20 protein-coding genes, 1 tRNA gene and 1 pseudogene are annotated in these 25,628 nt (G+C 66.8%); 7 read left to right on the forward strand and 15 right to left on the reverse strand.

The window, feature by feature from the left end; translation table 11 throughout:
• Window positions 1-218 precede the first annotated feature (218 nt).
• The 5 genes from RN629_RS16785 to RN629_RS16805 form a co-directional block, all read right to left on the reverse strand.
• Window positions 219-1,331, reverse strand: a complete 1,113-nt coding sequence (locus RN629_RS16785) for a phosphatidylinositol-specific phospholipase C1-like protein (protein ID WP_407036263.1) — start codon at window positions 1,329-1,331, stop codon at window positions 219-221.
• The gene (locus tag RN629_RS16790) at window positions 1,331-3,994 is read right to left on the reverse strand and encodes a TonB-dependent receptor (protein WP_407036264.1); all 2,664 of its coding nucleotides are present in this window, start codon (window positions 3,992-3,994) and stop codon (window positions 1,331-1,333) included. The genes RN629_RS16785 and RN629_RS16790 overlap by 1 nt, the downstream gene beginning before the upstream one ends.
• A gap of 245 nt (window positions 3,995-4,239) precedes the next feature.
• The gene (locus tag RN629_RS16795) at window positions 4,240-5,040 is read right to left on the reverse strand and encodes a Crp/Fnr family transcriptional regulator (protein ID WP_407036265.1); all 801 of its coding nucleotides are present in this window, start codon (window positions 5,038-5,040) and stop codon (window positions 4,240-4,242) included.
• The gene (locus tag RN629_RS16800; RefSeq protein ID WP_407036266.1) at window positions 5,037-5,438 is read right to left on the reverse strand and encodes a response regulator; all 402 of its coding nucleotides are present in this window, start codon (window positions 5,436-5,438) and stop codon (window positions 5,037-5,039) included. Before RN629_RS16800 ends, RN629_RS16795 begins: the two co-directional genes overlap by 4 nt.
• An 11-nt stretch (window positions 5,439-5,449) precedes the next feature.
• The gene (locus RN629_RS16805; protein WP_407036267.1) at window positions 5,450-7,039 is read right to left on the reverse strand and encodes a sensor histidine kinase; all 1,590 of its coding nucleotides are present in this window, start codon (window positions 7,037-7,039) and stop codon (window positions 5,450-5,452) included.
• Window positions 7,040-7,228: 189 nt separating this feature from the next.
• Between RN629_RS16805 and RN629_RS16810 the strand changes: the two genes are divergently transcribed.
• Window positions 7,229-9,685: a DUF3772 domain-containing protein gene (locus RN629_RS16810; protein WP_407036268.1), complete on the forward strand. Its 2,457-nt coding sequence runs from the start codon at window positions 7,229-7,231 to the stop codon at window positions 9,683-9,685.
• Between the two features lie 107 nt (window positions 9,686-9,792).
• Entirely contained in the window at window positions 9,793-12,192 is a 2,400-nt protein-coding gene (locus tag RN629_RS16815; RefSeq protein ID WP_407036269.1) for a TonB-dependent receptor, read from the forward strand.
• A gap of 123 nt (window positions 12,193-12,315) precedes the next feature.
• On the opposite strand, the gene RN629_RS16820 is transcribed toward RN629_RS16815, so the two are convergent.
• Together RN629_RS16820 and RN629_RS16825 are read right to left on the reverse strand one after the other, a co-directional pair.
• Entirely contained in the window at window positions 12,316-13,278 is a 963-nt protein-coding gene (locus RN629_RS16820) for a phytoene/squalene synthase family protein (RefSeq protein ID WP_407036270.1), read from the reverse strand.
• Entirely contained in the window at window positions 13,275-13,856 is a 582-nt protein-coding gene (locus tag RN629_RS16825; protein ID WP_407036271.1) for an LOG family protein, read from the reverse strand. The genes RN629_RS16820 and RN629_RS16825 overlap by 4 nt, the downstream gene beginning before the upstream one ends.
• A gap of 210 nt (window positions 13,857-14,066) precedes the next feature.
• Here RN629_RS16825 and RN629_RS16830 point away from each other — a divergent pair, with 210 nt between their 5' ends.
• The 3 genes from RN629_RS16830 (at window position 14,067) to RN629_RS16840 (ending at window position 18,519) form a co-directional block, all read left to right on the forward strand.
• Window positions 14,067-16,100 (forward strand): TonB-dependent receptor, encoded by a 2,034-nt coding sequence (locus tag RN629_RS16830; protein WP_407036272.1) that lies wholly within the window; start codon window positions 14,067-14,069, stop codon window positions 16,098-16,100.
• A 114-nt stretch (window positions 16,101-16,214) separates the two neighbouring features.
• Entirely contained in the window at window positions 16,215-17,984 is a 1,770-nt protein-coding gene (recQ, locus tag RN629_RS16835) for a DNA helicase RecQ (protein WP_407036273.1), read from the forward strand.
• A 10-nt stretch (window positions 17,985-17,994) separates the two neighbouring features.
• Entirely contained in the window at window positions 17,995-18,519 is a 525-nt protein-coding gene (locus tag RN629_RS16840) for a GNAT family N-acetyltransferase (RefSeq protein ID WP_407036274.1), read from the forward strand.
• An 81-nt stretch (window positions 18,520-18,600) separates the two neighbouring features.
• Here the strand turns inward: RN629_RS16840 and pnp are convergent, their stop codons facing one another.
• From pnp to RN629_RS16870, 6 genes are all read right to left on the reverse strand, one after another.
• Window positions 18,601-20,937, reverse strand: a complete 2,337-nt coding sequence (pnp, locus tag RN629_RS16845) for a polyribonucleotide nucleotidyltransferase (protein ID WP_407036275.1) — start codon at window positions 20,935-20,937, stop codon at window positions 18,601-18,603.
• A 245-nt stretch (window positions 20,938-21,182) separates the two neighbouring features.
• The gene (gene rpsO, locus RN629_RS16850; protein WP_007406197.1) at window positions 21,183-21,452 is read right to left on the reverse strand and encodes a 30S ribosomal protein S15; all 270 of its coding nucleotides are present in this window, start codon (window positions 21,450-21,452) and stop codon (window positions 21,183-21,185) included.
• Between the two features lie 12 nt (window positions 21,453-21,464).
• Window positions 21,465-22,364 (reverse strand): tRNA pseudouridine(55) synthase TruB, encoded by a 900-nt coding sequence (gene truB, locus RN629_RS16855; RefSeq protein WP_407036276.1) that lies wholly within the window; start codon window positions 22,362-22,364, stop codon window positions 21,465-21,467.
• A gap of 9 nt (window positions 22,365-22,373) precedes the next feature.
• On the reverse strand, window positions 22,374-22,985 hold the full coding sequence (locus RN629_RS16860) for a thymidine kinase (RefSeq protein ID WP_407036277.1): 612 nt from the start codon (window positions 22,983-22,985) through the stop codon (window positions 22,374-22,376).
• A 107-nt stretch (window positions 22,986-23,092) separates the two neighbouring features.
• Window positions 23,093-23,791 (reverse strand): RlmE family RNA methyltransferase, encoded by a 699-nt coding sequence (locus RN629_RS16865; protein ID WP_407036278.1) that lies wholly within the window; start codon window positions 23,789-23,791, stop codon window positions 23,093-23,095.
• A complete protein-coding gene (locus RN629_RS16870; RefSeq protein ID WP_407036279.1) occupies window positions 23,788-24,831 on the reverse strand; it encodes a Ppx/GppA phosphatase family protein in 1,044 nt (347 codons plus the stop codon). The genes RN629_RS16865 and RN629_RS16870 overlap by 4 nt, the downstream gene beginning before the upstream one ends.
• A gap of 169 nt (window positions 24,832-25,000) precedes the next feature.
• On the opposite strand from RN629_RS16870, the gene RN629_RS16875 reads away from it, so the two are divergent.
• Window positions 25,001-25,074 (forward strand) — tRNA-Gln (locus RN629_RS16875).
• A gap of 161 nt (window positions 25,075-25,235) precedes the next feature.
• Here the strand turns inward: RN629_RS16875 and RN629_RS16880 are convergent.
• Window positions 25,236-25,469: a hypothetical protein gene (locus tag RN629_RS16880; RefSeq protein ID WP_407036281.1), complete on the reverse strand. Its 234-nt coding sequence runs from the start codon at window positions 25,467-25,469 to the stop codon at window positions 25,236-25,238.
• On the opposite strand from RN629_RS16880, the gene RN629_RS16885 reads away from it, so the two are divergent.
• Window positions 25,425-25,553, forward strand: coding sequence for a MarR family transcriptional regulator (locus tag RN629_RS16885; RefSeq protein WP_407036280.1), 129 nt, complete (start codon window positions 25,425-25,427; stop codon window positions 25,551-25,553). The two genes, RN629_RS16880 and RN629_RS16885, sit on opposite strands and share 45 nt — an antisense overlap.
• Here the strand turns inward: RN629_RS16885 and RN629_RS16890 are convergent.
• Window positions 25,520-25,628 (reverse strand): annotated as a pseudogene (locus RN629_RS16890) (IS5-like element IS711 family transposase); the annotation flags it as partial. The gene RN629_RS16885 and the pseudogene RN629_RS16890 overlap by 34 nt on opposite strands.

Consider the following 25,628-nt stretch of genomic DNA (forward strand, 5'->3'; position numbering starts at 1 on the left):
GTCCCAAGCAACTGTTCAGGGTTGTGACCAACGCGGAAGGGGCCCTTGCTCCCTATCGGGCTCCAGACCCTCGGGGGGGACGGGCTCCCTTCCGCAACACCTTCATACCAGCATCACATCAGACAGGAGGGGGGAGCCGCCGGGCACGCCCCATGTGGCGATCCCCCCCTTCCGTCAGGCCGCTGGCCTGTCCCCTCCCCGAGCGGGGGAGGGGCGGATCATTTCGGCAGCGTGCAGCCGACCGGCCGGGTCACGGGGTTGCAGCGTTCCATGACACCGCCGGGCAGCGTGACGGTGAAGCCGCGACTCCAGCCCCTGGTCGGCGCGCCCGGATAGTAATCGGTCGACACCGCCTGCGCGCCGCTGTCGATCGCGGCCCTGGCGCGGGTATAGTCGTCCTCCCGCGCTTCCTTCGTATCGGCGTCGCTGCGGGTGCGGACGATGAAGCCCTGTTTCACCCACTCCTTGATCTTTTCGCCATCCTCGCGCGGATCGCCGACGATCTCGACCGAGGCTTCGGGCTGGTCGGTGTCGTACCAGCCGAAGATCGGACGGCCCTTGAGCGAGGGGTGCCCGGCGCGATAGCGGTCCGACACGTCGCTGGGCGTATCCAGCACGAAGAAGATCTTGCCGCGCGCGCGGTCGAGGGTTGGCCAGCCGCCCTTCGCCCCGTGGCTCGTTACCGCCTCGCGCAGGGTCGCGGCGTTGCCGCGCACATCGTCGGGGGTGATGATCCGGTTCGGTTTCAGGACCGCGCGGATCTCGCCGTCCAGCGCGTCGAGCAAAGGCGCGGTCAGCGGCAGCGGATCGGTGACGCCGGGCTTGTTGATCGGCCGGTCGGCGGCGTTGATCGTCACCATGATCGGCAGGTGACGCGGATGCGCGCGCGACCAGGCGTCGATCTCGGCGATGCAGCGCTTGAAGGTGACGCAGGAGCGGTAATCGACCTCGGGGATGTGGAACACCTTGAAGCCGGGTTGCATCATCGCGGCCTCGTCGAAGCCGGTCTTCTCGCCCGCCGCCCTGGCGATCGCCTCGCCCTTGGGGTGCGCGAAACGCCCGCCTTCGGGATCGGCGAAGATGTCGATCTCCAGCTGGCGCACGCCCCGGTCGAGCTGCTGCGCGAGGGGCAGGTGATCGTAATCCAGCGCGCTGGCGAGCCGGGGATCACGGCGTTCCAGTTCGGCGAACACCGCAGGCGCGATGCGTTTCTTGTAGCTGTTGTGCGAACCGATGACCTGGATGTCGTTCATCCGCAGCGGCGCACGAGGGGCCGGAGCGGCGGCGGTCGCAAGGACCGCCGCCAGCGCGAGACAGGCTTTCATGGACATCAGAACTCCGCCCGAATGCCGAACAGGATCGTCCGGCCATAATAGTTGATCTCGCCGAAGCGCATCTTGCTGTCGTTATAGGTGTCCTGATGCGCGCCCGCGAGGTTGATGCCCTCCAGGCTGAGCGTCAGATTCTCGGCGGCGCGCACCGACAGCTGGCCGTCGAGCGAACCGAAGGCCGCGACATAGGTCGGGGCCTGCACCGTGCTGCCCGTGCCTGACAGATATTTGTCGCGCCACACATAGGACAGGCGGGCCGACAGCGGCCCCTTGTCGTAGAAGCCGACCAGGTTGAAGCTGTTCTTCGACAGGCCGATCAGCTGGTCCTTGATGGTGCGCGAGCCCGCCGTGTAGTCGGCCTTCACTTCCGTGTGGGTGTAGGAGCCCTGCACGCCGAAGCCGTCGAACGGTGCGGGCAGGAAGGTGAAGACCTGGCTATAGGCCGCTTCGGCACCGTACACCTTGGCATTGCCGCCATTGACCGAGCTGGACAGGCGCACCGTCCCGCGACCCGGAATGTCGATCAGCGTGTTGGACTGGGTGATATAGTCGTCCATCGCCTTGTAGAAGACCGCGCCCGACAGCATCCCCGACGGTGCGAAATACCATTCCAGCGACCCGTCGAACTGGGTGGCGAGGAAGGGGACGAGCTGCGGGTTGCCGCCGCTGGCGGTCGGCGCGTCGGTCGACACGGTGATGCGCGGTGCGGTGTCGGTGACGTTGGGACGGGTCAGCACCCGGCTGGCGGCGAGGCGGCCGACCAGCTTGGGCGTCAGGTCGGCGCGCAGGTTGAAGCTGGGCAGAACGTTGTTGAACGTCTTGGGGTAGCTGACTGGGGTGGCGGTGCTGCCGCTGGTCAGCGTGCCGCTCGCCACCTGGTCGGTGTGGACATAGCGGACGCCGACATTGCCGCTGACCGGCACGCTGCCCGCATCGAACTGGTAATCGGCGCGGACATAGGCGGCGGCGATCTTTTCGGTGACGACGAAGGACGACCGCAGGTCGGCGTTGGTCAGCGGCGAGCCCGCGACGGCGGGGGTGAAGAAATTGCCGACATAGGCGTCGGTCACCGGGACAAGCCAGTTGCGCGGCGCATTGCCCGCGACGCCGGACAGGAAGTTGTCATAGGGCATCTGCTGATAGGCGGCCGAGCCCAGCGTGGACAGCGCCGCGCCCGCCGGCGGGTTCACGATGAAGTCGCGGCGGAAATAGTCGCGCTTGCGCCAGTGATATTCGCCGCCCGCCGCCAGCTTCGACAGGAAACCGTCGAAATCATGCGCGACGTCGAGGCGGGAGTAGAAATCCCAGTCCTTGCTGTTCTTGGGCGCGATGTTGAACTGGTACAGCTTGTAATTGGCGGGGTTGGTGACGTCGACCGGGGTGGTGAAGGTCGGCATCGACTGATAGCCGCCGCTGGCGTCATAAGTCAGCGGCGCGGTGAAATAGGCGCGGCTGCGCACCGTGCCGGTGCGGTAGTCGGGGTGATAGCTGTGCGCCGCCGACCAGTTGATGTTGGCGGTGAAATGCCAGCGATCGGGGTTCCACGCCTGCTTCAACCCGATGGTCAGCAGGTCGTGGCGGTTCAGGCTGTATTCGCGCGACGCCATGAAGCGGGCATTGGCGATCGTCGCCTTGGTGATGGTGTCACCGGTGACGGTATAGCCGGGCTGGAGCACCGTGCCGTTGTCGTCGGGATAGATATCGAGGCCGAATTCGTCATAGGCGACGTCCAGTCGGGTCGCGACGACGTCCAGCGTCGTCTGCAATTCCGGCGTCGGCTGCCACTGGGCCGAAACGATGCCGGAGATGCGCTTGCGATCCTCGGTCTCGACGGTGGGGCGGGTGCGGGTGGGCGAATAGAGGCCCGCCGGTGCGCCGCCGCGCTTTGGCGCGTTGGGGTCGGTCGGATCGACATAGCGGTTGAGCAGCCAGCCGAAATTCATGAAGCGGTCGTTGCGGACCGTCTTGCCCCAATATTGCGCGCCCGCCAGGATGCCGAAGGTGCCGTCGCTGGTCTTCGCGCTGGTCAGCACGGTGACGTTGGGGCGGACCTTGTCGGTCTGGCTGGTATAGGTGCCGCGCATGTTGATCGTCGTCTTGTTGCCGACGTCCAGCGGATGGAACGTCTTGACGTCGATATTGCCGCCCAGCGCGCCTTCGCTCATGTCGGCGGTCGGCGTCTTGACCACGTCGATGCTAGAGGTGAACTCGGCGGGCAGCATCTCGAAGCGGAACTGGCGCCCGGCCGCACCGCCATTTTCGATCAGGTCGTTCAGCGCGATGGTGCGGCCGTTCATCAGCGTGTTCTGGAACTGCGGCCCCAGGCCACGGACGCTGACATACAGGCCTTCGCCGCGCGGGCGGGTGATCGCGACGCCGGGAACGAGTTGCAGCGCTTCGGCGACGTTCTGAGTCGGGAACTTGCCGATATCGGTCGAGCTGATCGAGTCGACGCCGTAAGCGGCGCGGCGCTTCGTCTCGATCCCGGCCGCCAGGCTGCGCGCATAGGTGCCGTTGACGACGATTTCATCACCCTCGGTCCCCGCATCGGCGCCATCATTCTGCGCGACGGCGGAGGTCTGGGCGAGCGCCGGAGCGGTCAGGCCGCCCGATGCGAGCATGAGGGATGCCGATGCCTTCAACAGGCTGCGAAACGTGAGCATGTGACGATGTCCCCTTCGGCCGAATGCCGCTTTCGCCGGGCCGATAGGTAGGGGCGGTGTCAGATTCAGGTAACTGTGATGACGTTTTTGTGAAATTATACGATCAACACTGCAATCGATAGCATCGTCTCATCAACTCGTCGCAAATTGCGCAAAAATCGATGCCGTATCGGTCCTTTATGGTCCTTCAGAACGGGGTGGCGCATCCTGGGCAGGGCGCGCGGGCCGGGGCTGGATCTGGTGTGTCAGGACGCGCGGATGGCGAGGCCGGCGGCTTCGTTCGGCCGGGGGGCGGTCACGCGCGGCGACTGGCGGCCGATGGTGCGCGCGGTGCGTTCGGGATCGCGCAGCAGCACCCGACCCGATTTCCACATCAATTCGCCATCGCGCCGCGCCTGCTGGATCATGCGATTGACGTGCACCGGCGTCAGTCCCAGCGCGTCGGCCAGCATTTCCTGCGTCAACGGCATCTCGAAACTGCCACCGACGGTCAGTCCCGCAAGCGCCAGCCGCTCATGGATTTCCAGCATGAAGTCGCCGATCCGCTCCTGGGCGTTCAACCGGCCGAGCTGGACGACATGGCCGATCAGATAGGCCTCCTCCAGCGCGTCGCCGATCGCATAGGCCTGTTCGAGTGTCGAACCGGGTGCCGCTTCGGGCGCGGCGCAGACCAGACATTCGGTCACGGCGACGATCGTCGCAGTCGCGACCGGCATGGGCTGCCGTCCGCCGCCGATCCGGTCGCCGGGCAGATAGAAGCTGATGAACTGCCGGCGCCCGTCGGGCAGGATGCGCACCCGCGCCGCCCATCCTTGCATCAGCAGGACGGGCGCGGGCACCGGCCGCCCCAGCGTCATGAAGCTGTGGCGCGCGGGGATGCTGCACGGATCGATCATCGCGTCGGACAGGATCGCGCGATCCGACTCGCTGAGCGGGGTCAGCGCGGCGAGGCGACGCAATGCGGGGAGGCATGCGGCGCTTTCCTCGGCGGAGGACGCGGCAAGCCTTTGCGCGGACCGGTCGCCATGGGGGAAGGGCGGCGTCATGCTGGGCCTCCATCGGGGATCATGGCGCCGACTGCCCGGACGATGCGGTCGGCATGATAGGGTTTGGCGACGATCGGCGCGGCCTGATAGCGCGCGGGCAGCGCCCAATCGTCATAGCCGGTCAGAAAGGTCCAGGGCACGGCGCGTTCCGACAGGCGATCGGCGATGGCGAAGGCGCGCCCCCCGGCCAGGTTGATGTCCAGTACCGCCGCGTCGAGCGGCTGGCTCTCGGCCAGCGCCAGCCCCTGTTCCAGCGTCGCCACCGGACCGATCACGATCGCGTCGGCGGCGCGCAGCGCACGCTCCAGATCGCGCGCGATGTAATATTCGTCCTCGACCACCAGGATATGCTTGTCGGCGAGCGGCGATTCCCGGCCGGTCACTTTCGGGGATGTCACTTCCCGGTATGTCACTGCGCGCTCCGGTCCGGGGACCTCGCATCCTCATCGTGCATTGGTAACGATATCGTGCACAAGACGCCGCCCCCACGAAACTCGAACTGCGTCCGCGCGCCGAGCCCATAGGGCAGGGCCTCACGGATCAACTCGGTTCCGAAACCCTGCCGCACAGGCGGAACCGGAACCGCCGGTACACCGGTTTCATCCCATTTTACAATCAGTTCCCGTTGGCCGTCTGATGCAGCCTCCACATGCCACCGGATGGCCAGCCGGCCGCCGGCATAGCGCAGGGCACCATATTTCAGGGCGTTGGTGGTCAGTTCATGGATCGCCAGCCCGATCGATTCGGCGGTGTAGGGGGGCAGGGTGACGTCGGGGCCGGTGACGATCAACCGCTCGTCCTGGATCGCGCCCACGGCCAGCAACTCGTCGCGGATCAGGTTCTCCAGGTCGACCCGGCCCGACTGGGTCCGGGTCGAGACGACCTGGGTGCGGGCCAGCGAATCGAGCCGTCCGCGGAAATGATCCGCCACCTGGTCCAGCGGGCCGCCGCCTTCGACCGTGCGGGTGAAGATGGACCGGATGATGGTCAGGATGTTGCGCACCCGGTGCTGCAACTCGGCGACCAGTGTCTCCTGCCGTTCGCGCAGGCGGCGCAGCGTGTCGATGTCGGTCGAGGTGCCGAACCATTCGACGATCGCGCCCTGATCGTCGCGTACCGGCGTGGCGCGCGTCTTGAACCAGCGATAGCGTCCGGTCTGGTGATGGCGCAGCCGCCCCTCCATCGCCAGTTCGCCGAACGCGCCGGCGTCGGACCAGAAAAGGCGCGCGGCCTCACGATCGTCGGGATGGACGGCGTCCAGCCAGCCAAGGCCCAGGCTTTCCGCGACCGTCAGCCCGGTGATCGCCGTCCATTGCGGGCTGGCCCAGGTCCAGTGCCCGTCGCGCGTCGCGGTCCAGACCAGTTGCGGAATCCCCTCGATCAGGGTCAGCAGGCGGCGTTCGCTGGCCCGCAAGGCGCACTCGGCCCGTTTGCGCAACAGCGCCTGGACGATGGCGGGGGTCAGTTCCTCGGCTATGGCGCGTTCGCGCTCGGTAAAGCCGGTGGGATGGTTGCCCAGCGCGAGCATGGCAAAGGCCTCGCCATCACGGCGCAGCGGCACGCCCAGAAAATTGTCCAGCGTCGGATGCGCGTCGGGCAGTTGTTCCGGCCCGGAAAGCTGTGCCCGGTCGTTGAGGATCAGGCTGCGATCCTGAAGAATGACCTGCTCGAGGACGCCCCGGGCCTTCAGCCCGTTGGGAAGGCGGCGTCCGAGGCGATCGCGGGCATCGCCGCGATAGGCGGCCCAGCCCCCTTCGCTGATTGCGATCGGGTCCAGCCGGTCGTCGGGTTCGCGCCGCTCGCCGAAAAAGCTGATCGTCGCGCCGGTCAGTTCCTCGGCGACCGACAGGCACAACCGGCCCAGTTCCTCCTCGGTCGAGGCGGACAGGGCTCCCTGCAGGATGCGGTTGATCCCCGCCAGGACATGCCTGTCCCCCGGGGACGGCGATGCCGGTGTGGTCGAGGATGCGGGGTCGTGCGAAGAAGCCGGATCGGTCATGGGTGTGGATATCCAGATCGTGCCGCATGATACCTGCCATGCGCGGCGGCGCGACACACGGGGTTTTCGGCGCATTGGCGCGAGGTGGAACGCTTTTTCGACGATGTCGGGCGCATGGGGGTGGATTCTCTCGCCTGATCGTCGCGCCGGGGCTATGACGCGGGGCCGTTGCAGACTGGTCCGGGCTTCATGCATCTTTCGCTGTTCTCCTCTTCTTTCCGCCGCCCCGCATGGCTGACCTTCGCGCTGCTGTTGGTCGCGGGGCTGATGCTTGCGATCGCGGCACCGACCCTGGCGCAGGGCAATGCGGGGGATGATGCGACGAGCCGCATCGTCCAGGCCGAACTCGACGTGCGCGCGGTCGACCGCGCGCTCGATGCGGATGTGAAGGACGAGGACCGGGCCGCGCTGCGCAGCCGGGCGCAGTCGGCCAAGGACGCCTCCACGCAAGCGGTCGCCGAGCTGACCGAGCAACTCGGGCTGATCAACGCGCGGATTGCCGGGCTGGGCACGGTGACGCCGGGCGATGTCGAGGCACCCGAACTGCGCGCGCAGCGTCGCACGCTTACCGGTACGCGCACCGCGATCGACGCCGCGATCAAGCGCGGGCGGCTGGCGGGGGTCGAGGCCGGGCAGCTGATCGACGAGATCGACCGGAGCAAGGCCGAGCAGTTCAGCCAGAAACTGTCGTCCAAGGTCCCGTCGCCGCTCAGCCCCACTTTCTGGACGGCGGTGCTGGACCAGGCGCCGCGCGACCTGCGCCGCGTCACCCTGTTCCTGCGACAGGGCGGCGATCAGCTGGCGCGGCAATGGCAGGGCGGCATTCCCTGGCATGCGATGCTGGGATGTGCGCTGGCGGTGCTGCTGATGGGGCCGATCCGGCTGGGCGCGCACCGGCTGGCGCAGCGCCGCCTGGTCGCCGAGGCTCCGCCCAGCCGGGTGCGGCGATCGTCCAACGCGCTGTGGCGGGTGATCGTCGGCACGCTATGCCCCTTGGCGGCGGCGTTCGTCTTCGTGCAGGGACTGCATTGGTCGGGCCTTTTGCCGCAACGCTGGACCGGGCTGCTCGACGGGCTGGTCTTCGCCTCCGGGTTGGCGGGGTTCACGGCGGCGGTGACGGGCGCGGTGCTGATGCGCAGCCAGCCGTCCTGGCGGATCGCGCCGATCGACGACGAGACCGCGCAACGCCTGCGCCCGCTCTCCTGGGTGCTCACCATCCTGACCTTCGCGACGGCGATGACCGGCGCGTTCGTGGTCGCGATCGGCAGCAGCCGCGCCGCGTTCGTCACGACCCAGGCGATCGAGGCGCTGCTCCACCTGATGCTGATCGTCGTGACGCTGGTGGTGCTGGGCCGTTTGCGCGCCGCCCGCGCCGCGCATGCCGAATGCGACGAGACCGCCAGCGCGGGCGTCAGCGCGGGGTTGAGCGTGGCGGTCCTGCTCGCCTGGATCGCGGTGGGCGTCGCGATGGTCGCGTTGCTGATCGGCTATATCTGGTTCAGCTGGTTCGTCGCGCTGATGATCGGCTGGGCGGTGTTGATCGGCTCGGCGCTTTATCTGACCATGGTCGCGGCGGACGATATCGCGACGACCGTGTTCGTGCGGGACAGCAAGGTCGGCGTGACGCTGACCCGTGCGCTGGGCGTGCGCGGGTCGATGGTCGACCAGTTCGGGCTGGTCCTGTCGGGCACGGTGCGGCTGGCGCTGGTGCTGCTGGCGCTGGGCATGCTGCTCCAGCCCTTCGGCGCGAGCGGCGATCCGAGCGCGGTGTTCGGCCGGCTGGGACTGCTGGTCGAGGGAATAAAGATCGGCGGCGTGTGGGTGTCGCCCGGCGCGATCCTTCAGGGGCTGGCCGTCTTGTTCGTCGGGCTGACGCTGGTGCGCAGCTTCATGCACTGGCTGAACCATCGCTATCTGCCGGCCACCGACCTGGACGGGTCGGGGCGCAATTCGGTCAGCATGGTGGCGCGCTATATCGGCATCGCACTGGCGGTCATCTGGGCACTCGCGTCGCTGGGCATCGGGATCGAGCGAATCGCGCTGCTGCTGTCCGCGCTGTCGGTCGGGATCGGCTTCGGCCTGCAGGCGATCACGCAGAATTTCGTCTCCGGCCTGATCCTGCTCGCCGAGCGGCCGATCAAGATCGGCGATCTGGTGCGCGTCGGCACCGATGAGGGCGATGTGAAACGGATCAGCGTGCGTTCGACCGAGATCGAGCTGGCCGATCATTCGACGCTGATCGTTCCCAATTCCGAGCTCATCACCAAATCGGTGCTCAACAAGACCTTGTCGGGGCCATTGGGCCGGGTGCAGATCCAGTTCTCGATCCCGATCGAGGCGGATGCGGCGGCGGTGCGCCAGATCGTGCTCGATTGTTTCCAGCAGCAGGACGCGGTGCTGGCCGAGCCCGCGCCCGCCGCCTTCATCGACTCGATCGTCGATGGCCGTATCCTGTTCAACTGTTTCGCGCATGTCGCCAGCCCGAGGGCGGCCTATGGCACGCGCAGCGCCGTGCTGCTGACGCTCCTCCATGCCTTGCGTGAGCGCGAAATCGCGATCGGCACCGTGGCGCAGCGGCTCGAACTGGTGCAGCCGGGGCTCCCCGAACCGCGGGGTGAGGGCAAAGATGACTCGGGGATGAAATGAACAAGTAACCGCTAGTCACTGAAAAGTAACGCTACCTTCTCGGACCTTCCCTATCCGCGCGGCCAGCGACGACCGACAGGTCGATCGGGGGAAGGGACATAGAGACCATGAAGATCAGTTTTATTCGCGCATCGCTGCTGGGCGGCACCGCGCTTCTGGCGTTGAGCGGCACGCCCGCTTTCGCGGCGGATGCCAAGCCGGCCGATGCGACCACCGCCCCGGCGGCCGATCCCGCCGAGGACAATGGGCAGCTGAAGGAAATCGTCGTCACCGCGACCAAGCGTGAGACCAGCCTTCAGAAGACCCCGATCGCGATCTCGGTCCTCGATCCCACCGCGCTGAAGGATCGCCACGTCCAGAGCCTGCTCGACCTGGCCGATGGCAGCGTGCCGTCGCTCCGTGTCGCGACCTTCGAGGCGCGTCAGTCGGCGCTGACCGTGGGTATCCGCGGCATCGTCCCCTTCGACCAGAACCAGACCGCGCGCGACACCGGCGTCGGCGTCTATATCGATGGCGTGTATCTGGGCCGCTCGCAGGGCCTGAACGCCGCGCTGTTCGACATCGAGCGCGTCGAAGTGCTGCGCGGGCCGCAGGGCACGTTGTTCGGCCGCAACACCGAGGGTGGCGCGCTGTCGATCGTCACCGCCAAGCCGACCGGCAAGTTCGGCGGCTCGATGAATGCGGGCTTTGGCAATTTCGGGTCGTATAACGGCCAGATCCACCTCAACCTGCCCGAATTCCACAATATCGCGGTGAAGGTCGAGGGCGTCGTCCAGCACCAGAATCCGTTCGTGAAGGATCCGCTGCCGGGCAGCATCGGCTGGGGCGCGTTCAACCGCGCGGGCGGCCATGTCGCCGCGCTGTGGAAGCCCGCCGACGGCTTCTCGGCCGAACTGTCCTATGACCAGGCGAAGGACGAGAACACGCCCTTCTACAGCCAGTTGGTCAACTATAATCCCAAGGGCAAGCCGGTCGCGACACTGGCGCAGATCGCCGCCAACAACGGCAAGCTGCCCAGCGGCACCATCGCCCCGTTGTCGCCGCTGGTGGTGGTGGCGGGTTCGGACCGCATGAAGACCGCCGATATCGGCGTGCCGCAGCAATATAGCGTCGACCGCACGCACGGCTTCTCGGCCAAGCTGAACTATGACGTCATGCCGGGCCTGGAACTGCGCTCGATCACCGCATGGCGCGGCGTGTCGACCGATCAGTGGGACAATTCGGGCGGCGCGCACCGCACCGTCTTCATGCCGAACAGCAAGTTCAGCCGCTACAGCCTGTCGTTCATGCAGCAGCACCAGTTCAGCCAGGAATTCCAGGCGGTTGGCAGCCTGCCGCAGCTCGATTACGTCGCCGGCCTGTATTACTATACCGAAAACGCACGCGAAGTGGCGGCGACCCCGTCGACCAACCAGTGGAACAGCGACGGCACCGGCTATACCATCCTGTCGCAGACCGCGCTGGGTTCGGGCAACCAGGGCTGGGCACCGGGCTCGTTCTTCCTGCAGCGCGGCAGCTTCGCCAAGGCGTATAGCTATGCCGCCTTCGCGCAGGCCACCTATACCCCGGCGGGCTTCGACGCCTTCCACCTGACCGTCGGCGGTCGCTACACCCACGACAAGCGCAGCGGCACGCTGTACCTGGTGCAGGGCAACGCCAGCAACTTCCCCTTCACCTTCAACAACAAGCGGTTCGATCCGATGGTCACCGCCGCGTTCGATGCCAGCGATTCGGTTCACCTCTACGCCAAATATTCGACCGGCTATCGGGCGGGTGGTGCCAATGACCGTTCGCAGACCTTCGCCGCCTTCGGCCCCGAAGCGGTCAAGTCCTATGAAGTCGGCGCCAAGATGGACATGCTGGACCACCGGGTTCGCCTGAACCTGGCCGGCTACATCATGGATCGCACCGGCACGCAGATCGACTTCGACAATGTCGACACCAACCCGTCGAGCCCGACCTACAACCTGCACACCGAGGAAACCCGCAACGCGCCGGGCAAGTCCAAGATCCGCGGGCTTGAGGCCGATGTCACGACCAACCCGATCGACGGGATGACGCTCGGCGCATCCTATGCCTACACCTACACCGACGTGCCGCTGACGCCGAACCCGTTGCCGGGCATGAACAACGTGCTGACCCAGGTGTTCGTGGTCTACACGCCGCGCAATGCCGCCTCGGCCTATGTCGACTATGAAGTGCCGTTGCCGGGTTCGGAGGCGAAGGTCCGTTTCCACCTGGACGGCAATTATGCCGACTCGGCCTATAGCTTCCAGAACGAGACGACCCGCACCGACAAGACCTTCGTCATGAACGGTCGCCTGGCGCTGGCCGATCTGCCGATGAACGATGCGGGCACCAAGCTGACCGTGTCGCTGTGGAGCCGCAACCTGCTCAACAACACCTTCATGTATCGCCGGTCGGCCGCGAATGCGGGCACGCTGGGCGATTATGCGAACTTCAACCCGCCGCGGACCATCGGTCTGGAGGGCACGGTTCGCTTCTAAGCGTTCGACCTGATACCCAAACTGCGCGGGCCGCCCTTCGGGGCGGCCCGTTTTGTTTTGGCAAGGCGGCAGGGGCGTGGCGAGAGGCGCGGGCCGGTGTGGCCCCGGAGCCCGCGCGCCGCGTTATTCCATTCCCTGGCGCGGGCGCGTCCAGAGCGAGGGATCGCGGGGCGTGATCGTCATCCGCCCGCGCCCGGCGGCCTGGAGCCCCGCGCGCGTCATGAAACGCAGCTTCTCCAGCGTGCCGGTCGCCACGCGACGGTCCCAGGCCTTGCGACCGCGCCGTGCCACCTTGCGCCCGATCGCGCCATAGATCGCCGCGGCCGACAGGACCGCCCAGGCCGAGCGATAGGATAGCGCGGGCGTACCCATCCGTGCGCTGGCCTCGAACATGGCGGCCCGATCGGTGAGCCGCCGGGCGAGCGCGCTCAGCCCCGGCCGGTGCGACGGCGCCATGATCGCTTCGGGGGCGATGCTCGCATGAGCGAGCCATTCGCGCGGCAGATAATGCCGCCCCGCCGCCGCATCCTCCGCGATGTCACGCGCGATATTGGCGAGCTGGAACGCCATGCCCAGGTCGCAGGCGCGGTCCAGTGTCGCGTCGTCATCGGGCGCCACGCCCATCGTCACTGCCATCATGCAGCCGACGACGCCCGCGACATGATAGCAATAGCGGTAGAGATCATCCTCGGTCTGTGGTCGCCAGTCCTGCGCGTCGAGCGCGAATCCGGCGATCAGGTCGCGGGGCCAGCGATGCGGCATCCCCGTTTCCGCGGCCACGATGCGCAGCGCGTCGAAGGCCGGGTCGCCGACCACCTCGCCCGCCAGCGCCGCCTCGGTCTTGGCGGTCAACGCGGCCAGGCGGGCGGGCCCATCGGTGACCCGGCTCATGGCATGGCCGTGATCCTGTCCGTCGGCGATATCGTCGCAGCGGCGGCACCAGGCATAGAGCAGCCAGGCGCGCGCGCGCGTGTCGGGATCGAAGAGCAGGCTGGCCGCCGCGAAACTCCGGGAGCCGCGCGCGATCGAAGCCCTGGCCGCCGCCACCAGCGCGTCCCGCTCGTCGGGGGCGGCGGGGCGCGTCACAAATCGTTCGCGTTCATCCGGACGATGGGCTGGGTCGGGACATGCGCCGCCATCCGTTCCAGCAGCCCGTCCAGCGTGGCGTCGACGATCAGCAGGTCGCGATGCTGTGGCCGCACGAACCCGACCGCGCCCATCTTGTCCCAGAAGGCGACCAGATGGTCGTAATAGCCGCCGGTGTTGAGCAGCCCGACCGGATCGGTGTGATAGCCGAGCTGCGCCCAGCTGAGCGCCTCCCACAATTCGTCCATCGTGCCGGTGCCGCCCGCGATGGTGATGAAGCCGTCGGACAGGTCGGTGAACGCCTTTTTGCGTTCATGCATTCCCGGCACGACATGGAGTTCGGTCAGGCCGCGATGCGCGACCTCCGCATCGACCAGCGCCTGCGGGATAACGCCGATCACCTCGCCCCCCGCCGCCAGCGCGGCATCGGCAACCGCGCCCATCAGGCCCAGACGCCCGCCGCCATACACGATGCCGATCCCGCGTTCGGTCAGGCCCCGCCCGACCGCACGGGCGGTGTCGATATAGAGCGGATCGGCGGGGGTCGCAGACCCGCAATAAATGGCCAGTCGTTTCATGGCGTGCATCGCTAGGCCATGGCGCGGGGCGGGGCAAGCGGGGTGGCCGTTGCCGCTGGAGGACGACGTCGATCGTTTCGTGGGCGGAATAGGGTCTATACACCGAAGCGCTTTCTAGATAATGCAAATCGATCGCATTATCTAGAAAAGGGGATATTGGATATGTGCCGTTTCGCGCCACGGGTGCGCTTGGCCCTTTTGGGGGTCGCCATGGTCCCGTCCGTTGCTTCCGCCCAGTCCGCCAACGGCACCAAGGACGAAATCGTCGTCACCGGCGAGCGCGAGGGCTATGTGCCGGTCGACACTTCGGCTGCCAAGATTCCCGCGCCGTTGCGGGACATTCCGCAATCCATCGCGGTCGTGCCGCAACAGGTGCTGCTCGACCAGCGCGCGCTGTCGCTTCAGGACGCGTTGAAGAACGTGCCGGGGGTCAGCTTCGCGGCGGGCGATGGTCAGCGGGACCAAGTCAATATCCGCGGCTTCACCGCGATCGCCGATCAGTTCGTCAACGGATTCCGGGACGACGCGCTGTACTTCCGGGACTTGTCGAACACCCAGCGGGTCGAAGTCATCAAGGGCCCGGCGGCCGTGCTCTACGGCCGCGGCTCATCGGGCGGCCTGATCAATCGGGTTCTCAAGCAGCCGGACGTCAATGTCACCGCCGTCACCCTGTCGGGCGGCTCCTATGCGACCAAAAGGGCGGAATGGGATCTGGGGCGCTTCGATCCACAGGGCGGCGTGGGCTTTCGCCTGACCGGCGCGCTCGAGAACGACCACAGCTTCCGCGACCAGCAATTCCTCAAGCGCTTCACGCTGGCGCCGTCTTTCCTGCTCGGCGCCGGCGGGCCGACGACGCTTTATGTCGAGGCGGAGTATCTGCGCGACACCCGGTTGATGGATCTCGGCATTCCGGCGATCAACGGCCGGCCGGTGGATGTGCCTCGGTCGACCTATTATGGCGCGGCCAATGCCCGGGATGCGGACGCGACGACCAGCCGTGTCCTGTCGCAGACGGTGATCCTGACCCATCGCTTTTCCGACGATCTGAGCTTTCGCGACGGTTTCCGCCATTATAAATACGAGCTTGATCGTCACAGCACGCTGCCTTCGGCGGTGAACGCCGCCGCGCTGACGGTCACGCTGCAACATGGCCGCATGCTGCGCGATGAGGATGGCTGGTCGAACCAGGCCGAACTGACCCAGAAATTGCGTTTCGCCGGGATGGAGCATGTGTTGCTCTACGGCTTCGAGATTGCGCGGCAGGACAAGCGGGCCGATGTCTTCGCGTCGCGCAACGTGGCGGTCACGTCACTGTACCGGCCGGTGCTGCCGGTCGTGAACGATGCGAGCTTCACTAAGCTGGGCAGCAGCAGCAACACGATCTTCGACACGCGCGCGCTTTATGTGCAGGACATGGCCGATCTCGGCCACGGCCTGAAGGCGCTGGTCGGCGTGCGGCATGACTGGTTCGACCAGAAGACCTACCAGTTGTTGCCGGGCCAGCCCGATCTCAGCCGTTCCGACCGCAAATGGAGTCCCCGCGCGGGCCTCGTCTATCAGCCGGATGACCGGCAATCCTATTATGTCTCCTGGAGCCGCAGTTTCCAGCCTTCGGGCGAGACCTTCGCGCTGGCGGCGAGCAACGCCGATATCGCGCCGGAGGAAACCGTCAACAACGAGATCGGCGCCAAATATACGCTGCTCGGCGGTCGGCTGAATATCCAGGCGGCCGGGTTCATCCTGCGCCGCACCGGCATCAAGGGCAGCGATCCGTTGACCCCGACGCGAGTCATTCCGATCGGTACGCAACGGACGCGGGGCTTCGAACTGTCGGGCCAGCTTGACCTGCCCTCGGGTTTCCAGGCGATTGCCGGCTATGCCTATCTCGATACCCGGGTGACTGCATCGGCCAATCCGGCCTTTCTCGACAAGCGTGCGACGATCACCCCGGAGAATGCGGTCAACGCCTTCGTGACGAAGAGCTTCGCCAAGCGATTCGGTCTGGGCGGCGGCGTCAACTATGTCGGCGATCGCTGGGCCGATCCGGCCAATACGACGGTGCTGCCGCATTATATCACGATGGACGCCATGGCCTGGGTCTATGTCGGGCCGGTGCGGCTTCAGGTGAACGGCTATAATCTGGGCAATGAGCGCTATATCGTGTCCGGCCACGGGACGTCGCCCCTGTTGAACCTGCCCGGTGCGCCGCGCACGGTGCTGGCCACGGTGCGGATCGGCCTGTGAGGCGTTGATACGAGGACGAGGGACGCGGCGACCGATCACGGCCGCCGCGTTTCCGTCCCAACAAAAGCGACGCCGCCCTTTCCCCCTTCCGGCGGCGTCGCTACATGCACCCCGATGGTCGCCGACCCCCTTTCCATGCTGCATCAGGTTTTCGGGTACAGCCAGTTTCGCGGCGTGCAGGACCAGGTGGTCGACCGGGTGCTGGCGCGGCAGCGGACCCTGGCGGTGATGCCGACCGGCGCGGGCAAATCGCTGTGCTACCAATTGCCCGCGGTGATGATGGAGGGCTGCTGCGTCGTGGTCAGCCCGCTGATCGCGCTGATGCACGACCAACTGCGCGCGGCCGAGGCGGTGGGCATCCGCGCCGCGACCCTGACGAGCGTCGACCAGAATCGCGCCGAGACGATCGCGCGGTTCCGCGACGGGCAGCTCGACCTGTTATATGTCGCGCCCGAACGCGCCTCCTCCGCCCATTTCCGCGAATTGCTGGCGTCCGCGCCGCTCAGCCTGTTCGCGATCGACGAGGCGCATTGCGTCAGCGAATGGGGGCATGATTTCCGCCCCGACTACCGGTTGCTCGAACCGCTGATGGATGCCTTTCCATCGGTGCCGCGGCTCGCGCTGACCGCCACCGCCGATGCGCATACCCGCGCCGACATCGCCAAGCAGCTCGGCATCCCGGTCGAGGGGATGATCGTCTCGGGTTTCGACCGACCCAATATCCGCTATGCCATCTCGCCCAAGGCGAATGTGAACCTTCAGATCGCGCGGGTGGTCGCCGACACGCCCGGCCCCGGCATCGTCTATGCCCAGACGCGGGCGGCGACCGAGAAGCTGGCCGAGGCGCTGGCGCGGACGGGGCGGCCGGTCCGCGCCTATCATGCGGGTCTCGACCCCGCGATCCGCGCGAAGAACCAGGCCGATTTCGTCGCGAGCGAGGACATGGTGATCTGCGCCACCGTCGCGTTCGGCATGGGCATCGACAAGCCCGACGTCCGCTTCGTCGCCCATGCGGGCCTGCCCAAATCGATCGAGGCCTATTATCAGGAAACGGGGCGTGCGGGCCGCGACGGCGATCCGTCGATCGCGCATCTTTTCTGGGGTGCCGAGGATTTCGCCCGCGCCCGCCAGCGCATCGCCGAGGTGGAGCCCGAACGGCAGGCGGGCGAGCGGGCGCGGCTGGCGGCGCTGGGCGCGCTGGTCGAGACGGGCGGGTGCCGCCGCCGTATCCTGCTGCGCCATTTCGGCGAGGAACTGGCCGAGGATTGCGGCAATTGCGACAATTGTCTCGGCTCTCCCGATGCGGTCGATGCGACGACCACGGCGCAGAAATTCCTTTCCGCCGTGTTTCGCACCGGCCAGATGTTCGGCGCGGGCTATATCGAGCAGGTGCTGACCGGCCAGTCGAGCGAACGCAGCCTGATGAACGGGCATGAGGCGTTGTCGGTGTGGAACATCGTTGCGGGTGACGAGGTGGCGCTGTTGAAGCCCGTCCACCGCGCGCTGTTGCTACGTGATGCGCTGCGCACCAATCATCACGGCGGGCTGGAATTCGGACCCGCCGCGCGCGCCCTCATCAAGGGGGAGGCGCGGTTGTCGCTGGTCCTGCCGCCCAAGCGCGAGCGCAAGGGCCGCCGCGCCGCGCCGGTTGCCGCCAATCCCGCCGACAATCCGCTGTTCGAGGCGTTGCGCGCCAAGCGCCGCGAACTGGCGCAGGAGGCGGGGGTGCCGCCCTATGTCATCTTCCATGACTCGGTGCTGCGCGACATGGCGGCGCAGCGGCCGGCCAGTCGCGCCGCGCTCGCGCTGCTGTCAGGCATCGGCGCGCGCAAGCTGGATGCCTATGGCGAGGCATTTCTGGCGGTGATCCGCGACGCGGGATAAGCGATCGGGCATGCGCTTCATCAGCCCGACACCCGTCCTGACCACCGAGCGGCTGATCCTGCGCGGCCATCATCCCGAGGATATCGACGCGCTGGCGGCGATGTGGGCCGATCCAGCTGTCTATGCGGGGGTCGGCGGCCAGCCGCGAAGCCGCGAGGAGGTGTGGATTCGCCTGTTGCGTTCGATCGGCGGCTGGACGGTGTTCGGCTATGGGGCCTGGGTGGTGTGCGACCGGGCGACGGGAGTGGTGCTGGGCGATATCGGATTGCTGGAATCGCGGCGATCGATCGAGCCCGCGCTGGCCGTGCCCGAAGCGGGCTGGATGCTGGGCCCGGCGGCGCAGGGGCGCGGCTATGCGAGCGAGGCGATGACGGCGGTGCTTGGCTGGGCCGATGCGCATGGGATCGGGCGGACCTGCTGCATCATCGATCCTGGCAATTCGGCGTCGATCCGGCTGGCGGGCAAGCTGGGCTATGCCGTGCCGGTCGAAGGGCGCTATCGCGCGCGGCCGATCCTGATCTTCCATCGGGGGTAGGGGGCAGCGATCGAGCTGGGCCTCAACAAAAAGGGCCCGGAGTTTCCTCCGAGCCCTTCCCTGTTACCCTGAGGCAAAGGATCAGTCGCGATCGCCGGTCAGGAAGGCCGGCGCGAATTCGGGCGCGCTGCCCTCGTCGCCGCCTTCGCGACGGGGACGGTCGCCCCGATCACGACGCGGGCCGCCACGGCCTTCGCCACCCCGGTCGCCGCCATCACGGCGCGGACCGCGACCACCTTCACGGTCGCCGCGCGGACCACGATCCGAACGCTCGCCACGCGGTTCGCGCGCCGGACGATTGTCCTCCAGCTCGGCACCGGTTTCCTGGTCGACGACGCGCATCGACAGGCGGACCTTGCCGCGCGGATCGATCTCGAGGACCTTGACCTTGACCTCTTGGCCTTCGCTCAGGACGTCAGAGACCTTCTCGACGCGCTCGTTCTTGATCTCCGAGACGTGGACCAGGCCGTCCTTGCCGCCCATGAAGTTCACGAACGCGCCGAAATCGACCAGGTTGACGACCTTGCCGTTATAGATCTTGCCGACCTCGGCCTCTTCGACGATGCCCTTGATCCAGTTCATCGCGGCTTCGATCTGCGCCGAATCCGACGAACTGATCTTGATCACGCCCTCGTCGTCGATGTCGACCTTGGCGCCGGTGGTGGCGACGATCTCGCGGATCACCTTGCCGCCGGTGCCGATCACGTCGCGGATCTTCGACTTGTCGATCGACATCGTCTCGATGCGCGGCGCATGGGCCGACAGCTCGGTCCGGGTCGAGGCCAGCGCCTTGTTCATCTCGCCCAGGATGTGCGCACGGCCTTCCTTGGCCTGCGCCAGCGCGACCTTCATGATCTCCTCGGTGATACCGGCGATCTTGATGTCCATCTGGAGCGAGGTGATGCCCTCGGAGGTGCCCGCCACCTTGAAGTCCATGTCGCCCAGGTGATCCTCGTCACCCAGGATGTCGGACAGGACGGCGAAGTCCCGATTACCCTTGGCATCCACTTCCAGGATCAGGCCCATGGCGATGCCCGAGACCGGACGCTTGAGCGGCACGCCCGCATCCATCAGCGACAGCGAGCCGCCGCAGACGGTGGCCATCGACGACGAGCCGTTCGACTCGGTGATGTCGCTGGTCACGCGGATGGTGTAGGGGAATTCCTCCTTGGTCGGCAGCACCGGGTGCAGCGCGCGCCACGCCAGCTTCCCATGGCCGATCTCGCGACGGCCCGGCGCGCCGAAGCGGCCCACTTCGCCGACCGAATAGGGCGGGAAGTTATAGTGCAGCATGAAATGCTGGTAGGACAGGCCGTTCAGCCCGTCGATCATCTGCTCGGCATCCTTGGTGCCCAGCGTGGTGGTCGCGATCGTCTGCGTCTCGCCGCGCGTGAACAGCGCCGAACCATGCGAACGCGGCAGGAAGTGGACCTCGGCCTCGATCGGACGGATCTGGGTGGTCGAGCGACCGTCGATGCGGCGGCCGTCCTTCAGGATCGCGGTGCGGACGATCTCGGCCTCCAGCTTCTTGACGAGCTTGGCGGCGACGAGCTGTTCCTGCGGGGTGCGGTCGGCCATGGCGGCCTTCGCCTTGGCGCGCGCTTCACCCAGCGCGGTCTGGCGCTGCTGCTTGTCGGTCAGCTTGTAGGCGGCGGTGATGTCCTTGCCGATCAGCTTCTTCAACTCGGCCTTCACGGTCTTCTGGTCGTCGCCGACCTTCAGTTCCCACGGGTCCTTGGCGGCCTGCTCGGCGAGGTCGATGATCGCGTTGATGATCTGCTGCGATGCCTTGTGCGCGTACATGACCGCGCCGAGCATCACTTCCTCGGACAGCTCCTTGGCTTCCGACTCGACCATCATCACCGCGTCGTGCGTCGCGGCGGCGACCAGGTCGAGATCACCAGCCAGCGCCTCGGCATCGGTCGGGTTCAGGACGTATTCGCCATCGATATAGCCGACGCGCGCCGCGCCGATCGGACCCATGAAGGGCACGCCCGAGATGGTCATCGCGGCCGACGCCGCCACCAGCGCCAGGATGTCCGGCTCGTTCTCGCCGTCATAGGAGAGCACCTGGCAGATGCAGTTGATCTCGTTGTAGAAACCTTCGGGGAAGAGTGGGCGGATCGGACGGTCGATCAGGCGGCTGATCAGCGTCTCACGCTCGGTCGCGCCGCGCTCGCGCTTGAAGAAACCACCGGGGATGCGGCCCGCCGACGAGAACTTCTCCTGATAGTGAACGGTCAGCGGGAAGAAATCCTGCCCTTCCTTCACATTCTTGGCGGCCGTCACGGCGCAGAGCACCACCGTCTCGCCCAGCGTCGCGATCACCGCGCCATCGGCCTGACGGGCCACCTTGCCGGTTTCGAGGGTCAGCGTCTTGCCGCCCCACTCGATGGCCACTTTCTTGGTATTGAACATGGAATTTCCTTCACTCCGACGGGCCTATCCCGCCGGGGCCTATGGGTTGAGCCAAGATTGGCTCTGGAGTTCGGCCGAATTGCCGATCCTCCGATCCTACCCGCCGCGTTCGACGGGTTTCATGACATAGAGGCTTTGGGGAGGCGCAGCCTTGCGCCATCCGGTCGGCCGGGTGCTCTATACACCAGCCGAAAAAAAAGGGCACCCCGCGAGGGATGCCCTTTTTCGTCAGCGCCGTCTGCGTGTTACTTGCGCAGGCCGAGCTTGGCGATCAGCGCCAGATAGCGGTCGCCATCCTTGTGACGCAGATAATCGAGCAGCGAGCGGCGCTTGTTGACCAGCATCAGCAGGCCGCGACGCGAATGGTTGTCCTTCGCGTGGGTCTTGAAGTGCTCGGTCAGGTTCTGAATACGCTGGGTCAGGATCGCGACCTGGACTTCGGGCGAACCCGTGTCACCCTCGGCGCGGGCATGATCCTTGATGATTTCCTGGCGGCGTTCAGCGGTGATCGACATCGTGATCCTTTCTTAATCGAGGTTGAAGCCGCGCACGACCCGGACATTTGCGTCCAGCGCCTCTACCAGCGCCACCGGGTTCTCACCCAGCATCGCGAAATATTGGCCATCGTCCACGGCGATCCCGGCCAGCACACGCCCCTGACGGAGCGCCCCTGCCTGGTCGGGGTCGAGAGCAAGAGCCGGGATGTCGTCCAGCCCCGCCCTCAGCGGCAGGAGTATCTGTTCAAGCCCGCGCGCCTGCCCCATTTCGTTCAATTTGTCCAGCGATATCGCAGGGGCCAGGGTGAACGGCCCCGCCTTGGTCCGGCGGAGCATGGTGACATGGCCGACCGTGCCCAGCGCAAGGGCGATGTCGCGGGCGAGCGAGCGGATATAGGTGCCCTTGGAGACATGGGCGGTGAGGGTGATCTCCTCCAACGGGTCGGTTACAGCCTTGCCGTGGATCGTCAGCGCGTGAATCGTCACTCGCCGGCTCGCGAGCACCACCTCCTCGCCCGCCCGCGCCAGATCATAGGCGCGTTCGCCATCGATCTTCAGCGCCGAATAGGCGGGCGGTACCTGCTCGATCGGGCCGGTGAAACGTGGCAGCACCGCCGCCAGCGCCTCGCGGGTCGGGCGGACATCGCTTTCCGCCACCGCCTCGCCCTCGGCGTCCAGCGTCGCGGTCTGCACGCCGAAGCGGATGGTGAAGTCATACACCTTGTCGCTGTCGAGCATCCGCCCGGCCAGCTTCGTCGCCTCGCCCACCGCGATCGGCAGCACGCCTGTCGCCAGCGGGTCGAGCGTGCCGCCATGGCCGACCTTGATCCCCTTGCCATAGCCGCCCTGGCGCAGCACGCGCTTGACCGCGCTCACCCCTTGCGTCGAGCCGAGCCCCAGCGGCTTGTCGAGTATGATCCATCCATGCATCGCGCGGCGTTAGTCGGGCTTCGGCCCCGCCTCAAGCACCATGGCCCCCGCCAGCGCCTCGCCGAAATGGCGACGGCACAAGGCGATATAGCGGTCATTGCCGCCGATTTCGGTCTGCGCGCCCTCGGCGATCGCGTGCCCCTGGCCATCGACGCGCAGGTTCATCGTCGCCTTCGCGCCACAGACGCAGACCGACTTGATCTCGCTCAGCGTATCGGCCAGCGCGAGCAACCGGGCCGACCCGGGGAAGAGCTGGCCCTTGAAATCGGTGCGCAGGCCATAGGCCAGCACGGGTATGCGATGCCGGTCGGCCAGCCGGGCCAGTTGCTCCACCTGATCGGGCGTCAGGAACTGCGCCTCGTCGACCAGGATACAGGCGAGCGGCGTCCCGGCATGGCGTTCGAGCGCGCAGGCCTCCAGATCGGTGGCGGCATGAAAGGGCGTGGCGGGTCGCGACAGGCCGATGCGCGAGGCGATGGTGCCATAGGCGAAGCGGTCGTCGATCGCGGCGGTGAACAGCATCGTGTTCATCCCCCGCTCGCGATAATTGAAATCGGCCTGCAGCAGCATGGTCGATTTGCCCGCGTTCATGCTGGCATAGTAGAAATAGAGCTTGGCCATCGCGGCTCCTTGAACCCGGGGCCGCCGCGGTGTCGGGCGGCCGGACGCAATCGACATCCGGAAAGGGGCGCGCGATTCCGGCGGGTCACGCTCCCGATCGAAGCCGATCAGCCTTCGTCGACGCTATCCGCGGCAGGGGCTGGCTTGCGCCCCTTGAACCCCTGCGCGACGACGAACCATTCGACCGACCCCTTGCGGCTCGACGGCGGCTTGGCGTGTTTCACCGTCGCGAAGTGGCGCTTCATCTCGGCAACGAGCTGTGAATCCGCGCCGCCCGCAAAGACCTTGGCGACGAACACGCCGCCGGGCGACAGCACGTCGCAGGCGAAGGCGAAGGCGGTTTCGACCAGTCCCATGGTGCGCAGCGCGTCGGTCTGTGGATGGCCGACCGTGTTGGCCGCCATGTCCGACATCACCAGATCGGGCGCGCCGCCCAGCGCCTGCATCAGCGTGTCGGGCGCGGCGTCGTCCATGAAGTCCATCTCGAAGATGGTCACGCCGTCGATCGGATCGACGGGCAGCAGGTCGATGCCGACCACCGTCGCGTTGGGCACCTGTCGCCGCACCACCTGGCTCCAGCCGCCCGGCGCCAGCCCCAGGTCGATGATCCGCTTCTTGCCGCGCAGAAAGCCGAACCGCTCGTCCAGCTCGATCAGCTTATAGGCCGCGCGGCTGCGATACCCCTCCGCCTTGGCGCGGCGGACATAAGGATCGTTCAGCTGGCGCTCCAGCCAGCGGGTCGATTGGGCGGTACGGTTCCGGGCGGTGCGCACACGCTGGCGCAGTCCCGAATTTCCTCTGCTCACGGTCTGGCGATTCCCATCAATCGGCGTAGGATTCCCTCGCGAATCCCACGGTCGGCGATCCCTAGCCGCTCGGCGGGCCAAAGGTCCAATATCGTCTCCAGGATCGCGCAGCCCGCGACCACCAGATCGGCGCGCTCCGGCCCGATGCACGCGACCTTGCCGCGCGCGCTCAGGCTCTTGCGCGACAGGTCGGCGCTGATCGCGCGCATCGCGGAGGTCGGCACGATCAGCCCGTCGACCGCGGCGCGGTCATATTGGCTGAGCCCCAGATGGACGCTGCCCAGCGTCGTCACCGTCCCGCTCGTGCCCAGCAGCCGGGGGCGTCTGAGCTGGGTCGGGAGGCGCGCGGTAAAGGGCGCGAAGCTCTCCGCGACGATGTCGCGCATCCGCGCATAGGCGGCCAGCCGCCCGGCCTCATCCTCGCCGCCGCCCGCGCTTTCGGTCAGCGACACCACGCCCCAGGGTGCGGAATGCCAGTCCAGGATGCGCGGCACCGCGCTGCGCGTGTCGACCAGCACCAGTTCGGTCGATCCCCCGCCGATGTCGAAGATCAGCGCCGGGTCCTCCCCCGGCTCGATCAGCGCGTGGCAGCCCAACACCGCCAGCCGCGCCTCTTCCTCGGCGGAAATAATGTCCAGGTGAATGCCCGTCTCCGCCAGCGCGCGGGCGATGAAGGCGGGGCCGTTGGCGGCGCGGCGGCATGCCTCGGTCGCGACCGCGCGCGACAGGGTGACGTTGCGCCGCTTCAGCTTGTCGGCACAGACCCTGAGCGCGGCGATGGTACGATCGATCGCGGCATCGGACAGGCGGCCCGTGGTCGCCAGCCCCTCGCCCAATCGCACGATCCGCGAAAAGGCGTCGACAATGGCAAAGCCACCGCCCTGCGGCCGCGCGATCAGCAGCCGACAATTGTTGGTGCCAAGGTCCAGCGCGGCATAGGCCTGCGCATCGGACCACCGGCCACGCTGGGGCCGGGGTGGAGCCGGACGGGCAGGGGGCTTGGCCTGCCGGTACGGCCTTCGGGTGGGACCATCCCCCATCGCCGTATCTCGCTTATTCTGTTCTATCCGTCACGAACATGAGTGTTCGCCGGTGCTTAGTTCCCAAGGTAGCGGCTTGGCGCCTGTGCGACAAGCCGCCCTGCGCGCGAACCGTGCAATTCCGGTTGACAAGCCCCCAGGCGCCGCCTAGAGGCACGCCCCTGTTCGGTGCCCCGTCGTCTAAAGGTAAGACCACGGACTCTGACTCCGTTAATTGAGGTTCGAATCCTCACGGGGCATCCAGGCAGCTATCCTGCGACACCAAAGCCGAACCTCTGTGACAGACAGTGATATGCTGTGTCGGCAGGCGCGATCATCTCTCACCATCTGGTTCCCAGCTATTCCGCTGGATCTGGCGAATAGGGACCGGCGGCGTGACGCGGTCGGTCGTCGTCTCTGGACGATCAGCCGTCGTGTCGTTCGGTGAACATGGCGCGCATATGCTGTGCGCCTTCCGGCCCGAACATATCCGCAAAACTCTCGCGGCACTCGGCGGAGATGGTTCGCGCCCGCGCGCGCATCGCGGTGTCAAACGTGGCCAAGTCGTCCGCCAGATGGACCTCGCGCAAATCGCGGGCGTCGAGCAGCCCAGCATGGCGCAGTTGCTGGCACGGATGGAGCGTGATGGCCTGATTCACCGCGAACCATCGCCAGATGACCGGCGAAGGAGCCTAGGCTTTGTCTGCATTTATCGTAGCCAGATCATGGCGCATGCGAGGTGAACGAAGCCCATGAAGGCGGCGATGGTTTTCTCGCAGCGCAGGGCGATACGGCGGAAGCGCTTGAGCTTGTTGAAG

The sequence above is a fragment of the Facivitalis istanbulensis genome (assembly GCF_040560405.1).
Taxonomy (GTDB): Bacteria; Pseudomonadota; Alphaproteobacteria; order Sphingomonadales; family Sphingomonadaceae; genus Sphingomonas; species Sphingomonas istanbulensis.

Bases quoted from the DNA above. Each gene is read 5' to 3' on its own strand.
- RN629_RS16860 (WP_407036277.1), bottom strand. From the start codon at position 22,985: ATGGCCAAGCTCTATTTCTACTATGCCAGCATGAACGCGGGCAAATCG.
- RN629_RS16785 (WP_407036263.1), bottom strand. From the start codon at position 1,331: ATGTCCATGAAAGCCTGTCTCGCGCTGGCGGCGGTCCTTGCGACCGCC.
- recQ (WP_407036273.1), top strand. From the start codon at position 16,215: ATGGTCGCCGACCCCCTTTCCATGCTGCATCAGGTTTTCGGGTACAGC.
- truB (WP_407036276.1), bottom strand. From the start codon at position 22,364: ATGCATGGATGGATCATACTCGACAAGCCGCTGGGGCTCGGCTCGACG.
- RN629_RS16815 (WP_407036269.1), top strand. From the start codon at position 9,793: ATGAAGATCAGTTTTATTCGCGCATCGCTGCTGGGCGGCACCGCGCTT.
- RN629_RS16885 (WP_407036280.1), top strand. From the start codon at position 25,425: ATGGCGCAGTTGCTGGCACGGATGGAGCGTGATGGCCTGATTCACCGC.
- pnp (WP_407036275.1), bottom strand. From the start codon at position 20,937: ATGTTCAATACCAAGAAAGTGGCCATCGAGTGGGGCGGCAAGACGCTG.
- RN629_RS16805 (WP_407036267.1), bottom strand. From the start codon at position 7,039: ATGACCGATCCGGCTTCTTCGCACGACCCCGCATCCTCGACCACACCG.
- RN629_RS16825 (WP_407036271.1), bottom strand. From the start codon at position 13,856: ATGAAACGACTGGCCATTTATTGCGGGTCTGCGACCCCCGCCGATCCG.
- RN629_RS16830 (WP_407036272.1), top strand. From the start codon at position 14,067: ATGGTCCCGTCCGTTGCTTCCGCCCAGTCCGCCAACGGCACCAAGGAC.
- RN629_RS16840 (WP_407036274.1), top strand. From the start codon at position 17,995: ATGCGCTTCATCAGCCCGACACCCGTCCTGACCACCGAGCGGCTGATC.
- RN629_RS16810 (WP_407036268.1), top strand. From the start codon at position 7,229: ATGCATCTTTCGCTGTTCTCCTCTTCTTTCCGCCGCCCCGCATGGCTG.
- RN629_RS16870 (WP_407036279.1), bottom strand. From the start codon at position 24,831: ATGGGGGATGGTCCCACCCGAAGGCCGTACCGGCAGGCCAAGCCCCCT.
- rpsO (WP_007406197.1), bottom strand. From the start codon at position 21,452: ATGTCGATCACCGCTGAACGCCGCCAGGAAATCATCAAGGATCATGCC.
- RN629_RS16790 (WP_407036264.1), bottom strand. From the start codon at position 3,994: ATGCTCACGTTTCGCAGCCTGTTGAAGGCATCGGCATCCCTCATGCTC.
- RN629_RS16795 (WP_407036265.1), bottom strand. From the start codon at position 5,040: ATGACGCCGCCCTTCCCCCATGGCGACCGGTCCGCGCAAAGGCTTGCC.